This window comes from Psychrobacter sp. AOP31-B2-9 (genome assembly GCF_052378005.1).
Classification (GTDB): Bacteria; Pseudomonadota; Gammaproteobacteria; order Pseudomonadales; family Moraxellaceae; genus Psychrobacter.
On sequence record NZ_JBQSXG010000088.1, the window covers coordinates 1 to 12,823 of the forward strand.

The window sequence follows — 12,823 nt, forward strand, 5'->3', positions numbered from 1 at the left end:
TCAAGCTTTGATGATATTTATGAAAAAATTAATACCTTCGTTGAAGTACTTAATAGAAAGTTAATATTTAAAAAAGTTAAAGTAAACTCTCGTCGAGGTTTTTACTTCGTGAGGTTAGACAGTAATATGGAGGCATGCGATGGTGAAGAAAAATTACTCAGTCTTTCTAAGCTTTCTTCTGGTGAACAACATCAAGTAGTTCTCTTGTATCAATTAATTTTTAACACCGAGCCACAAACTCTTGTTTTGATAGATGAGCCAGAAATTTCACTACATGTTGTTTGGCAAAAGCAGTTCATGGAAGACCTAGTAGAAGTTTCTAAAATCAATAATATAAAATCAATAATTGCTACTCACTCCCCTCAGATAATTGGAGATAAGTGGAACTCTACAATAGATTTGGCTGACCTGAGAGAACAAGAGGTAATGGATCAATGAGTTTGTTAAAACACTTTTCATCAGATCCTAATGCAGTTATCAATGATTTTAGAATGAGTGTCTCTCATCCTCAATACGAAAGAATAACCTTATATGTTGAAGGTCAGTCTGACATAATGCTTTTTAGGAATATAGTAAACGAAGATATAATAAAGTTAATACCACTCGAGGGTAAGAAAAATGTAATTGATGTTATGAAAGGTTTATATAGTGACTACTCGGATAGAGTATATGCTGTATGCGATGCTGACTTCGATCATATCAAGGGAGAGGCACAAACCCATCTAGCATACGGGGTTCTAGTTACAGATTATCATGATATAGAAATTATGATGTTATTTTCTTCAGCTTTCACAAAAATTATTAATCAGAAAGCTATAAATAATAATATAGATTTTTCTAATAAGATGTTGACAGAGGTTATTAGTGCATGTGAAGTTATAGGAACTCTTAGGCTCATTAATTTGGACAATAATTTTGGACTGAGATTTAAAGCGCTGACATTTAGTGACTTTATTGTTTTTGAAAATAAATGCTTATCTATCAATATAGATTTTTTATTAGATAAACTACTTGCTTCATCTTCTACTTCGGTCAACAAACAAACTTTAATTAATTTATATGATCAATATTCCTCTTCAAATTACGACAATAAACAATTGTGTTGTGGTCATGATTGCAGTAATGTCTTAGCAGTTTACTTACGTGAATCTGATAATATCCAAGGTAATAGATTTAATAGAGATAGAGTTGAAAAGGATTTGATGCTAGCTTTTGATGAACATAGCAAATACTCTATATTTAATAGTATTATACAGCTTGCATCATAATTATATATATTCTAAATATATAGTTAGAGGCGTACCAACTTGGAGCAGTGTAAGAATAATTGCCACATTCTATTATTACTAAGTAAAAAACCGCCACAGCAAACACTGTAGCGGTTTTTTAATTTCAGTAATTAGTCTATTATCTCTAAAGGAATAACATTTTCACGTAAGGAACACCATGAATCATCTCACCGTCGGACAACGCGCGCCTTTAAGCAACCTCGCTATTGACGATACCGCACCTATCAAGCTCAAGTTCACTCGCCAAAGCCCAATAGAGATGGACATCAGCTGCTTTGGGTTAGACGCAGCTGGCAAACTGATCAATGATGATTACATGGTGTTTTATAATCAGCCAACCTCACCATGCGGGCAAATCAAGCTCACCCATTACGAGTCGCAGCCAACGGTGAGTAAAGGTATCCAAGCTGAGTTTGAAGTTAATTTATCCAAACTGGCGACTAATATAGACAGCTTGTTTTTTGTATTATCAGCCGACACACCGCTCAATCAAATTCAATCGTTGGAGATTGGCATTTGGCAACAGTCGCAAAAGGCACAGGCAGAGTATCAAGCAGCAGACTTTGCCCAGCAGCAAGCCAGTATGTTGATGCAACTTTATCGCAAAGGCGGTGTGTGGCGAGTATCTAACGTCGCGCAAGGCTTTAATGGTGGACTTGCCGCCATCGTCCAGCATTTCGGTGGTGATGTAGAAGAGGACACTACGCAAGCAGCAGACGTAACCGCCACACCAGTGCAAACAAAGCCGTCATTAGAAAAGGTCATGCTAGACAAAGCACCAAAACTGGTCAATTTGGCCAAAAAAGCCACGGTATCACTTGAGAAACGTCAATTGCAGCAATTAACCGCAAAGGTCGCGTTGGTGCTAGATGCATCAGGCTCAATGAACAGACAGTACAAAAAAGGCCGCGTGCAAGAAGTGGTTAATCGCATATTGCCATTGGCAGTGAACTTCGATGACGACCAAGCACTAGACTGCTGGGCGTTTGCTCGAGATCCACAGTACTTGGGTGAGATTGGGCTGAATAACTACGACGGTTTTGTTAAAAACGCTCATGGCGGCTGGCGCAAATGGAAACTTGGGCCGCGCATCAATAACGAAGCAGAGGTCATGAAAGCGGTGACGGAGTTTTATCAAAAAGATGGCTTGGATGTGCCTGTCTACGTACTATTTATCAGTGATGGCGGGGTGAATGACAATCGTGGTATCACCAGAGTTATGACGGAAGCGGCGAAACTTCCGATATTCTGGCAGTTTGTGGGCTTGGGTGGTCGTGGTTATGGCATCCTCAAAAAACTAGATGATATGGAAGGGCGCGTGATTGATAATTGTGATTTCTTTGAACTCGATGACTTGGATGATATCAGCGAAGAAGCCTTGTATGAAAACATGCTAGAGGAGTTCCCAAGCTGGCTAAAAGAAGCCAAGCAACTTGGTATAGTCAGTCCACTATAAAAGTATTATTGCCTCACCATACGATTGCCTTGTACTACTTTTAAATTGAACCGATCATATCGTGCAGCAATAATCTGATTATTTAATTTAAGCTAAATAAAAAACCGCTGACACTATAAGGTGAGCGGTTTTTTAGATCCATCGTTAACCAAATCTACTTATAATAAATAGCGGTTTTATAACAGACACAATACCTCTGTAGCTGTTATTCTCTATTACTATATCGTCTAATCGCATAACCTCTATGACCAAACCTAAAAAAACCTTTTATTATCGACCCAAGACCAACCAATCCACCAGTCCGACAGTGCGCTGGATATTTGTCATATTGGGTTGGTTGTTTTTTGTGTTGGGTATCATCGGAGCGTTATTGCCAGTGATGCCGACCGCGCCTTTTATCTTGTTGTCCGCAGGCTGCTGGGCGCGTAGCTCGCGGCGTTTTCATTTTTGGCTCATCAATCATAAATACTTTGGCAAATACGTCCGTGACTGGGAAGCGCACCGCGCCGTACCTTTATATGCCAAATGGCTAGCGACTATTATGATGACCATCTCAACATCCATGTTGTTTTATCGTTTACCTGCCGACATGATGTGGATGGCATGGTTAGTGGCAGCCGTTTGTAGTGGGGTAGCGATATATTTATTCCGATTGCCCAATGCGTCAAAAATAGTGTGATTGGCGCAAAATAGCAGCGAAAAGCTGCCTTTCATTACACAAAACATGAGATAAGACTTGCGATGTGAGAATATTCGACTTATAATATGTCCAAGCTTAAGAGCAGTTCTGCACCAAATCATTACCTCGTAGTATTAGTTATAATCCTTCGTTTTAATATTTATCGTTCAGTAGCTATTTGCAAGCGTTACCGGTCACTAGACCATTAATAAATTTAAAAGTAGGATTATATTATGTCAGACGTTCAAAAAGGTACAGTTAAGTGGTTCAACGAAGCTAAAGGTTTTGGCTTTATCGCTCCAGAAACTGGCGCAGACGTTTTTGCTCATTACAGCGAAATCACTGGCTCAGGCTTCAAAACTTTGGCTGAAGGCCAAGAAGTTGAGTTCACTGTAACTCAAGGCCAAAAAGGCCCACAAGCACATAACATCGTTGCTATCTAATTTGTCTTTATAGACAGATAGATAAATAGATGTATAAAAAGCGAACCTTCGGGTTCGTTTTTTTTCGTCTATGATTTGATATAGTCAGTCCTAAATAAGAGAGATACAAGTATAGCTGTATTTATTTTATAGTGAATCGATCATATAGGCCGTTGAATATAAGTAGGTCGTTAAATATAAGTAAGCTGTTAAATATAAGAGCGACACAATAAAAAATACCCACGGCTATCAGAGTAGTCGTGGGTATTTTTATCGTTAGCGTGATGGCGATAGATAACGCAACATATCAAATTGAGCTAATACCAATATTAATCAGACCACCGCCTACTATTAACCAGCCAAACATAATGGCACCTAAGATTAGTGGTTTTACACCTGCTTGCTTGATCGCACCCAAATGTGTGGTTAGCCCAAGTGCAAACATGGCCATTGTCAGCAGTACATCATCAAGCATGACCATATTACGCTCAAACTCCGCAGACATTGGTACCCAGGTATGTAGGACAACGACCAAAATAAAGACAAAAGCAAACCAAGGCACTTTGACTTGTTGAATGCGGCTCATGACAGAGGGTTTGTTACCTTGATCGTTACTGCCTTTGGTCAACGCAAAAGATAAAACCAATAAGAACGGCGCGAGCATCATCACGCGTATCATTTTGGTCACGACCGCGGTATCGCCTACTTCGGTACTAACGGCATTACCTGCAACCACCACTTGTGCGACTTCATGGATAGATGAGCCAGTATAGATGCCGTATTGTTGGGCATTGAGCCATGGCTGTAACCAACCGAGATGGTACAAAAACGGATAAAGCAGCATAGCAATGGTGCCAAAGACCACGACCGTAGCCACAGCGATAGTGACTTTGTGCGCTTCGGCCTTGACCACTGGCTCTGCGGCGATAACAGCTGCTGCCCCGCAAATACTCGCGCCTGCACCAATCAATAACGTCGTTTGTTTATCGACTTTGAGCCATTTTGTACCTAACCAATAAGTGATTAAAAAAGTCGAGGTCAGCACCAGTGCGTCGGTCATAATCGCTGGCATACCGACGCTAGATACTTGTGTCAGTGTCAGTTTAAAGCCATAAAATATGATGGCGAGACGCAGTATTTGACCTTTGGCAAATGTCACGCCCACATGTAGCTGCTCAGCGAAACTAGAATAAACGGTATTGCCCAATATCATACCGAACAAAATCGCGAGCGTTAACGACGACAGTCCAACAATCCGTCCACTGGTCCAGCTGTCTAAGCTGCTGTTTAGCCACAAACAAAACAAGCTACCGACAAACACCACTATCAAACCTGCGAAATGGCGATTGGTTGGGAAGTAGTTGGTCACTGTTTTGGTTAAGGCGTGCATGACGAAGTGTCCTATTGTCCATAATCGAAATAAGCATAAGCTTATGAATAGACAGTATAAGATAAGCTGTTTTATAATAAAAACAGATTAATAAGATAAAAACTATCGATTTTTTGGGTTAATAGTGCAAGTTTAGGTTAATAGTACAAATTTGGGTCAGTAGTGCAAAATAGGATGGAGGCAGATATGAGAAAAGCCACACAGGTGTTACCGAAAATCACGCTGAAGCAGCTTTCTGTGTTTGTCAGTATTTATCAAACAGGTAGTACCAGTCGCGCCAGTGAGGAGCTGCATTTATCGCAATCAGCCGTCAGTAGCGCATTGAGCGAGCTTGAATCAAGGCTACAAATGCCATTGTTTGAACGAGTCGGGCGCAGGCTCAATCAGCATCCCAATGCCCATGCCATTTATGTCCAAGCGCAAGCGATCTTAGGGCAAGCATTGACACTGGAGCATTATCATAAGCACCAAGCAGGGCAGATTCATATTGGTGCCAGTACCACTATTGGCAATTACGTATTGCCGCCATTACTGGCTGAGCTGTATCAAGCCCTGCCAAATGCGAATATAAATACCTATATTGCCAATACTCAAGAGGTCGTCGCTGAGGTCGAGCAACTCAATATTGATATCGCTCTAGTCGAAGGGATGCCGCGCCCAACAGATATGAAGGCCATTGAGCAGCGAGAATGGCGAACAGATGCCTTGATAGTTTTTGCCAAGCGTGACAGTCAGTGGCTAAAAGATAAAGTGGCGTACAACGATAGGGATAACTGTTATGAGCTGAGTATGGAGCAACTGGCGCAGTTGCCATTGTTAGTGCGAGAGGCTGGGTCAGGCACGCGGCAAATTATCGACGAGCAGTTGCTTAAGTACTTACCGGATGCGCATATTATCATGGCGATTCAGCAGTCAGAAGCCATCAAGCATATGGTCAGTGCCGATATTGGGCTTGGTTGTCTATCGCAGTATGTCATCGAACCAGAGCTGGCGGCAGGCACATTGGTACAAGTGAAAGTAGCAGGAATCGATCTGTCGCGGACGTGGTGGTTGGTCTGGCATAAAGCCCGTCATCAGAGCCCCATTTGGCAAATGTTTATTGATATTTTGACATCAGAGTAAGGCCCAAAGCGTTAAAGGCAGACCATAAAAAGCCTCGCATCGCAGCTTGCTATAAAGCTAGTAGCTTGCCATGCAAGGCTTTGTTCAGAGCTGGTTTAATATAAGTCTATTGTTTTAAATTTACGAGCTGAACCTGAAACAAGCCGCTTGGAAACATAAACTACTTGGAAACAGGCTTATCCAGTCTGACGACCAAGCTATCACATGGTACGTTTGGCAGGATGTTATCTGCAGTAGCACCGCTTAGCCAAGCAGATATACCATGACGCTCGTGACGACCAATGACCAATAAATCAACGTCGTGTTTATGACAGTAATTGACGATGCCTTCACTGTTTGAAATGGCTGTTGTCACTTCAGAGTTGACAGCGGTTAATTGGTTGCGCTCCAAAAACTGAGCCAGTTTGGCTCGGGCTTCTTGACAGCGCTCATCGTCAATTTCATCGTATAAGCTAGAGGCAGGCACTAGCTCATAGCCAAAGCCAACCATGGTATCTTTTACGATATGTAGTACTGATAACCTAGAGCCAGGACGATTATCGACGATACGTTTGGCTTTTTGGGCAACCAAGTCGGCATCGGATAATAAATCAGTAACCAGTAAGATATGTTGATAACTCATGAGAGACTCCTCGTAGCAAGTAGTATTAACTATAGCACTACCAATGGCTGCTGTTAAGTTTGCTTTGTTAAAAAAGGCTGTCTTTAACATTTGTTTTTTTGGGTTTTCTATCTTTATCACGTCGGGATTTTTATCATGATAGTTGCTTGACTTATGGCAGTGTCAGCCCCATCTATTTCCGTTAGGCAAATTCTTTTTAATTGATACAGTTGTCATTTCTCATAATGTATCGGTATATGCCATTAAATTTGAATATTACTCATAAGTTAAGCACCATACGCACCATACTTTTATATGAACGCCATATAAAGACGACACTACAATAAGTATTACATTCACTATTTATCTATTGTTTACCCTGATTTTGTTTTATTGCTGGTGGCCTCATTGATAGGCTAGTGGCATATTGCGATAAACATGGGGCTATCCATAAGGACAATTATGACCGACACGTTATTTACTGCTGATCTAACTTTGCACCCTGCATTTGAATTGATTGAACACCGTCATATTGACGCGCTATCGATGGATGTATTGATCAGCCAACATGTTAAGACAGGCGCTATGCACTATCACTTGGCGCATCCGAGCGATGAAAATGCTTTTTTGGTTGGCTTTCGCACGCAGCCAATGGACTCAAAAGGTGAGGCGCATATTTTAGAGCACGTGGCGCTATGTGGCTCTGAAAAATTCCCCGTTCGCGATCCGTTTTTTTCGATGATTAAACGCTCATTGAATACCTTTATGAATGCGATGACGGCGGCGGATTGGACAGCATATCCGTATGCGACACAAAACAAAAATGACTATTTTAATCTGCTATCTGTCTACCTAGATGCGTCATTCTTTCCTAATATTCATCCGCTTGATTTTGCCCAAGAAGGCATTCGTGTTGAGCTGGACGAAGATGATAAGCCGCAGTTTAAGGGTATCGTCTTTAATGAGATGAAAGGGGCGATGAGCGGTGAGATTGATCAGCTGTATCATACGGTCGCGCATCATTTATTTCCAACGACCACTTATCATTATAATTCAGGTGGCGATCCTGCCGACATCCCAGACTTGACTCACCCTGAGTTGGTTGAGTTTCATCAGAGCCATTATCATCCATCAAACAGTGTGATTATGAGCTTTGGTAATATTCCAGTTGCTGAAACCCAAGCAAAGATTCATGAAGATGCTTTGACTCAGTTTGAAGCAGGCAAAAAGCACGTATCGCGTCCAGAGCAGCGTTTGTCTGCGCCGATCAGTGCCACTGATACTTATACGGCTGACGAAGCAGGCCCGGACCAAACCCATCACGTGTTGGCGTGGTTGTTACCATCGATTACCGATCCCAAGCAGCGTTTGGCATTACGTTTATTAGAAGGTGTGTTGATCGAGCATGCTGGCTCACCGCTGCGTGCTTATTTGGACAGTCACCCACTGGGTAAAGCGCCAAGCCCGCTACTAGGACTGGATGACAGTCATTACGAAATGGTCTTTTATACAGGTCTACGCGGCTCTAACCCTGAGCATGCCGAAGCGGTAGAACAGGGTATTCTTGATTTGCTCACAGAAGTGGCTAGCTCGCCAGTCGATGATGAAACCATCGAAACCATCTTGCACCAGATTGAGATTGATCAACGTCATATCGGCGGCGATAGTATTCCTTATGGTTTAAACCTCATGCTAGAAGGCTTCAGTACCGCTATTCATGACGGCAATCCTATCGATGTGTGGCAGGTGGACGAGCATCTGCAGTGGCTACGTGAGCAAGTCAAAGATGCACAGTGGCTACCGAATTTAATCAAAACCCATCTGTTAGACAATCAGCATCGTGTCCGTGTCACCTTGACTCCTGATAGTGAAAAGACTGCTCGTTTGGCTGCCGCTGAGCAGACGCGTCTCGATACCATTGCGATGGATCTGACCGCTGATGATAAAGCCATCTTAAAGCAACAAGCCTTAGATTTGGCAGCACGTCAGGCAGCACCTGATGATTTGAGTCTACTGCCAAAAGTCGGTCTAGAAGATGTACCAACGGATATTAGCTTTAAACAAGGCACGCAAAAGCAGGTCAGTCTAAGCGGGCGAGACAGCACGTTATTTGAATATGAAGCGGGTACCAATGGTATCTATTACTATCAAGTTATCATACCGTTGACCGATGCGATTGGTCAGGGTGATAGTGATGAGCTGCCAGTCAATGAAGTGATTAACCATCCACTACTGCCTATTTATTTAAGTCTGTTATCAGAGCTAGGTACAGACTCGCTCAGCGCCCATGAAATGCAGGCCAAACAAGCAGCGCATTCATCAGGGGTGACCGCTCGTATTAGCCAGCGTACCAATATTGATGATAGCCAAGCGATTAGCAGCTATTTCGTCGTGGCAACGCGTGCGCTGAACCGCAAGCCTGAAGCGATTGATTTGCTCAAAGAAGTCATGGAGCACAGTATCTTTACTGAGCATGGCCGTATCAAAGAAATTTTGCAACAGCGTCAAGCAGGTTGGCAGTCGAACCTAGCGGGTTCAGGGCATTCTTATGCGATGCAAACGGCCAGTCGCGGTATGAGTCGCCAAGCGCAATTAGAATACGTACGCAGCGGTTTGCCAGCATTGAACGCCTTAAAAGACTTTTTGACGCATGCAAGTCATGACGATGCACAGTGGGATGCACTGGCCACTAGCTTGATGGGTTTACATCAGCGTTTGATCAGCTTGCCTAAACATGCGGTTATTATCTGCGAATCTGAGCAAAGCGAACGTTTGAGCAGCTTAATTGTCGATAGCTGGAGTGACAGTCAAGCGCCAAATATTGCAGAGCAACTCAGCAACTCTGAGGCGACTATTGATTCCAATATTCCAAGTGAGTTTGCAAGCTTGCAACTGGATACAGCGCTAAATGGCGAGAAAGATACTGTCAAAGCGCTAGAAAGCGGTGTGGCGCTCGAGGTTGAAGATCTAGCATGGTTAGTGCCGACCAACGTCTATCATAATGCCAGTGCCTATACTGTACCAGCCGCTACGCATCCTGATACGGCAGCACTGATGGTATTAGCGCCTTACTTGCGTAATGGTTACCTGCACAGTGCCATTCGTGAGCGCGGCGGTGCTTATGGTGGCGGGGCAGGTTATGATGCCAATGCTTGTGCCTTTAAGTTCTTTAGCTACCGTGATCCGCAGTGTGCTGAGACCTTTGCACACTTTGATGCCAGTATCGAATGGTTATTGAATGAGCCACAAACCGATGAGCAATTAGAAGAAGCAATCTTGGGTATTATCTCAGGTATGGATAAGCCGGGCTCTCCAGCAGGTGAAGCTGTCAAAGCGTGTTTCGCTAACTTGCATCATCGCGGTGTAGAGTGGCAGCGTAAAATGCGCGCGTCGATATTGGCCGTGACGGTGGCTGATTTACAGCGCGTTGCTAAGCAATATCTACAAGGACAGGATCACGTACGTGCAGTATTAGCCCCTTATGATAAAGAAGATGCGGTAAAAGCGTTAGGCTTTAATGTCTGTAAAATAAAGAGCTAATAGTGCTTGTTAGATAGAGCCAAATCTTGATAATGAGTATTAAAAAAGCAGACAATAATGAATTATTGTCTGCTTTTATTTTGGTTGTAAATAACTTAAGATGGGGCTATTTTTTATTAGCAGTTAATCAATAGGAACCGACTTGGCAAATAAACATGATTTGCACATCGAAGCGTGCACGGCATCTTTTTTACACTTATTGGGTTACGCTCTGCCTTACAGCCTGAGTTATGTCTTGCTGGTTTATTTTTTAACTATATTAGGCTTTCAGTTAGATATTTTTCTCTTAATCTTATTTACGATTTTTATTTTAAGCTTTGCGACGACTACTGTTTTTTATAAACGCCAACATAGGCTTTTACAGACAACAGAATGTAATCGCATGGCGCTGTTATCGGCAATACTGCTACTGATAATGGCTATAGTGCTTATGACACAGTTTTTTGGAGGGCTTGAATTTACTTGGTCAGAGCTTAGTATGGTTGGTTTTCAAAGCTTTATTGCTATCGCAGGTGTGTTGCTCTTCATCGTAAACTATATTCTAATTTTCTTTAGCCTTTGGTTGATACAGCGCTATTGGCGGCGTTAGGCCTAAAATCTCAATATACAAAAGAGCCACTGCTTTTATAAGATAGTGGCTCTTTTTTGGGTTAATCTAGTAACGTTTGATACTTTGCTCTTTACCGACATAATCCTGATGGACAGGGAAGTCAGCATGGTCATTGAATTGCTTACGGTCTTCAAAATAGCTTTTGAGAGTACGGCGTATCGCTTCAAAGGCAATGCTGTCCCAAGGAATATCCTCTTCGGCAAACAGTGCAGAATCAAGACTTTCAGAGCCAATTCCATAAGCACCGTCTTTGAGTTCGGCTAAATAGATAGAGTATATCTGTCCAATATCTGGAATATCATACAGGCAATATAAGTGCGGATTGACAACGACGGCTTCGGCCTCTTCAAAGCTCTCACGTGCCGCACCTTCAGCCATAGTTTCGCCATTTTCCATAAAGCCTGCGGGCAAGGTCCATAAGCCATATTGCGGCTCAATCGCACGGCGACATAACAGTACTTTATTATCATGAATGACTAGTGAGCCGCAGATCACTTTTGGGTTTTCATAATGGATATAGTGGCACTTTGGGCACACCAAACGCGGCATATTATCCGTGGCTGGTATTTTTTGTTCTGCTTCATGGCCGCATTGGAGACAATAGCGCATACATCAACTGCCTTATATAATAAGAATGAAAAAGAGGAATATTGAAAATATCCGTGATTATTTAATAATTTATGATTCTTGTAGGGTGCGGATATGGCTTAGATAGCCCACCCGCTATATAGCTGTCACAGCCTTGTCTTTACTTCCTTGTACTTATATATCGACCTTGTTTCGCTTAGTTAGGCCCGATTATAGTAATAGTTATTATGCATAACATAGCATAGTTTTTTATCACACTAGCAGTAATAATAGAGCATCACGCTTGCAATCGATTAATTTTGCTATGCTTTTTAGGGTATATTAAAGCGTTATACTGATAAAATTATAGGGCATTTATAATGTTACTTCCTTCTCAGTCTGTAAGTTTTGATGAATTGTCAGTCGCTGTGCCTGCCCTTATTCGTTATCCGACACTCAGAAAGCTGGCTGAGCGGGTACAGCATGAAACCCTCAATGGAATCATGAGCAGCTCGGCCATGAATGACACTGATCACATGTCTCAGAGCGTCCGAGTTTTGGACAGCTTGTATCAGACATCGATTGCCGATGCCTCTGTACTGGTCGCCATCACTCATGAGCGGCATCCCAAGCTGCTACTGACACTTCGTGCAGCGCACATGAATAGCCATGCAGGTGAGGTATCTTGTGCAGGTGGTAAGTATGAGATAGGCGATGGTAATAATGTGGTCACTGCTGTGCGTGAGGCTTGTGAGGAGACGGCATTACCACCCGATAAAGTACAGCTGCTTGGTCAACTACCGATTCAGACTTCTAAGAGCGGTATGAGTGTCAGACCTATCGTGGCACTTATTGCGCCGGATTTAATCTTAGTGCCGGAGATTGGTGAAATATCCCGTATTTTTTGGGCAGATTTTGAGTCGCTAGTGACGCAGCCTACTGTAGAGTATGAGGTGGAGTATACGATGCAAAATGAAAAGGCAACTCTACTCACGCCCAGTTGGCAAATCGATGGTGAGACGGTATGGGGGTTGACGGGGCGAGTGATTGCTAGCTTATTAGAAACTGGGTTTGATCGGCAGCTTGAATGGTACTACCGTGTGCAAGATACGCGGTTATAGTGCATCCTATATCAATTGATTATTTT

12 protein-coding genes are annotated in these 12,823 nt (G+C 42.7%); 9 read left to right on the forward strand and 3 right to left on the reverse strand.

Features of this window, described 5'->3' with window-relative positions; translation table 11 throughout:
• The 5 genes from ACT3SX_RS10230 to ACT3SX_RS10250 form a co-directional block, all read left to right on the forward strand.
• The coding region (locus tag ACT3SX_RS10230) for an AAA family ATPase (protein ID WP_444518628.1) at positions 1–438 on the forward strand (438 nt) is incomplete at its 5' end.
• The gene (locus ACT3SX_RS10235; RefSeq protein WP_192992325.1) at positions 435–1,268 is read left to right on the forward strand and encodes a DUF4435 domain-containing protein; all 834 of its coding nucleotides are present in this window, start codon (positions 435–437) and stop codon (positions 1,266–1,268) included. The genes ACT3SX_RS10230 and ACT3SX_RS10235, both read left to right, overlap by 4 nt.
• Before the next feature lie 178 nt (positions 1,269–1,446).
• On the forward strand, positions 1,447–2,745 hold the full coding sequence (locus ACT3SX_RS10240; RefSeq protein ID WP_192519961.1) for a VWA domain-containing protein: 1,299 nt from the start codon (positions 1,447–1,449) through the stop codon (positions 2,743–2,745).
• Positions 2,746–2,989: 244 nt separating this feature from the next.
• Positions 2,990–3,424: a YbaN family protein gene (locus ACT3SX_RS10245; RefSeq protein WP_442062575.1), complete on the forward strand. Its 435-nt coding sequence runs from the start codon at positions 2,990–2,992 to the stop codon at positions 3,422–3,424.
• A 233-nt stretch (positions 3,425–3,657) separates the two neighbouring features.
• A complete protein-coding gene (locus ACT3SX_RS10250) occupies positions 3,658–3,867 on the forward strand; it encodes a cold-shock protein (protein ID WP_045453470.1) in 210 nt (69 codons plus the stop codon).
• 286 nt (positions 3,868–4,153) lie between these two features.
• Here ACT3SX_RS10250 and ACT3SX_RS10255 read toward each other — a convergent pair whose 3' ends face one another.
• On the reverse strand, positions 4,154–5,236 hold the full coding sequence (locus ACT3SX_RS10255) for a YeiH family protein (protein ID WP_192519963.1): 1,083 nt from the start codon (positions 5,234–5,236) through the stop codon (positions 4,154–4,156).
• Positions 5,237–5,422: 186 nt separating this feature from the next.
• Here ACT3SX_RS10255 and ACT3SX_RS10260 point away from each other — a divergent pair, with 186 nt between their 5' ends.
• Entirely contained in the window at positions 5,423–6,358 is a 936-nt protein-coding gene (locus ACT3SX_RS10260) for a LysR substrate-binding domain-containing protein (protein ID WP_192519964.1), read from the forward strand.
• 160 nt (positions 6,359–6,518) lie between these two features.
• Here ACT3SX_RS10260 and ACT3SX_RS10265 read toward each other — a convergent pair whose 3' ends face one another.
• A complete protein-coding gene (locus tag ACT3SX_RS10265) occupies positions 6,519–6,980 on the reverse strand; it encodes a universal stress protein (protein WP_192519965.1) in 462 nt (153 codons plus the stop codon).
• A 441-nt stretch (positions 6,981–7,421) separates the two neighbouring features.
• Here ACT3SX_RS10265 and ACT3SX_RS10270 point away from each other — a divergent pair, with 441 nt between their 5' ends.
• Entirely contained in the window at positions 7,422–10,499 is a 3,078-nt protein-coding gene (locus tag ACT3SX_RS10270; RefSeq protein WP_442062573.1) for an insulinase family protein, read from the forward strand.
• Between the two features lie 142 nt (positions 10,500–10,641).
• Positions 10,642–11,088 (forward strand): hypothetical protein, encoded by a 447-nt coding sequence (locus tag ACT3SX_RS10275; protein WP_192519967.1) that lies wholly within the window; start codon positions 10,642–10,644, stop codon positions 11,086–11,088.
• 66 nt (positions 11,089–11,154) lie between these two features.
• Here the strand turns inward: ACT3SX_RS10275 and ACT3SX_RS10280 are convergent, their stop codons facing one another.
• Positions 11,155–11,718, reverse strand: coding sequence for an NUDIX hydrolase (locus tag ACT3SX_RS10280; protein ID WP_192519968.1), 564 nt, complete (start codon positions 11,716–11,718; stop codon positions 11,155–11,157).
• 338 nt (positions 11,719–12,056) lie between these two features.
• Between ACT3SX_RS10280 and ACT3SX_RS10285 the strand changes: the two genes are divergently transcribed.
• A complete protein-coding gene (locus tag ACT3SX_RS10285) occupies positions 12,057–12,797 on the forward strand; it encodes an NUDIX hydrolase (protein ID WP_192519969.1) in 741 nt (246 codons plus the stop codon).
• The last annotated feature ends 26 nt before the right edge of the window (positions 12,798–12,823 follow it).

Bases quoted from the DNA above. Each gene is read 5' to 3' on its own strand.
- ACT3SX_RS10235 (WP_192992325.1), top strand. From the start codon at position 435: ATGAGTTTGTTAAAACACTTTTCATCAGATCCTAATGCAGTTATCAAT.
- ACT3SX_RS10240 (WP_192519961.1), top strand. From the start codon at position 1,447: ATGAATCATCTCACCGTCGGACAACGCGCGCCTTTAAGCAACCTCGCT.
- ACT3SX_RS10245 (WP_442062575.1), top strand. From the start codon at position 2,990: ATGACCAAACCTAAAAAAACCTTTTATTATCGACCCAAGACCAACCAA.
- ACT3SX_RS10250 (WP_045453470.1), top strand. From the start codon at position 3,658: ATGTCAGACGTTCAAAAAGGTACAGTTAAGTGGTTCAACGAAGCTAAA.
- ACT3SX_RS10255 (WP_192519963.1), bottom strand. From the start codon at position 5,236: ATGCACGCCTTAACCAAAACAGTGACCAACTACTTCCCAACCAATCGC.
- ACT3SX_RS10260 (WP_192519964.1), top strand. From the start codon at position 5,423: ATGAGAAAAGCCACACAGGTGTTACCGAAAATCACGCTGAAGCAGCTT.
- ACT3SX_RS10265 (WP_192519965.1), bottom strand. From the start codon at position 6,980: ATGAGTTATCAACATATCTTACTGGTTACTGATTTATTATCCGATGCC.
- ACT3SX_RS10270 (WP_442062573.1), top strand. From the start codon at position 7,422: ATGACCGACACGTTATTTACTGCTGATCTAACTTTGCACCCTGCATTT.
- ACT3SX_RS10280 (WP_192519968.1), bottom strand. From the start codon at position 11,718: ATGCGCTATTGTCTCCAATGCGGCCATGAAGCAGAACAAAAAATACCA.
- ACT3SX_RS10285 (WP_192519969.1), top strand. From the start codon at position 12,057: ATGTTACTTCCTTCTCAGTCTGTAAGTTTTGATGAATTGTCAGTCGCT.